The organism is Idiomarina sp. Sol25 (genome assembly GCF_033052775.1).
Classification (GTDB): domain Bacteria; phylum Pseudomonadota; class Gammaproteobacteria; order Enterobacterales; family Alteromonadaceae; genus Idiomarina.
Genome location: NZ_JAUPEW010000119.1, coordinates 1 through 271, shown reverse-complemented (window position 1 = coordinate 271; position 271 = coordinate 1). Strand labels below are relative to the sequence as shown.

The 271-nt window shown below is 52.8% G+C and carries 1 protein-coding gene; it reads right to left on the bottom strand.

Going from position 1 to position 271, the window contains the following annotated elements; all coding sequences use genetic code 11:
• Positions 1–169: 169 nt before the first annotated feature.
• Positions 170–271 (bottom strand): DUF4287 domain-containing protein (locus tag Q5L94_RS13700; RefSeq protein ID WP_317498909.1); only part of this gene is annotated, 102 nt, incomplete at its 5' end.

Here is a 271-nt window from a genome sequence, read left to right as displayed (position 1 = left end):
CACCGATCATCAGTACATAGCCCTCCGGCCAGCCGAGATCGCGTAGGGAATTCGCAGCCACATCTGCACCGATCAGTTTGGGCGATATCGATGCGACAAGCATGAAGAGTGTAAAGATGCCGGTAAGAATACGGCCGGTCCATATCATGACAGTAGGACTCATTTCAAACTAACCTCCGCTCTTCTTGTCTTCGGCGAGTGTATGGGCAACCAAAGCATTGGCGTGACCGTGACCCATGCCGTGCTCTGCTTTCAGCCAATCGACAAGTTC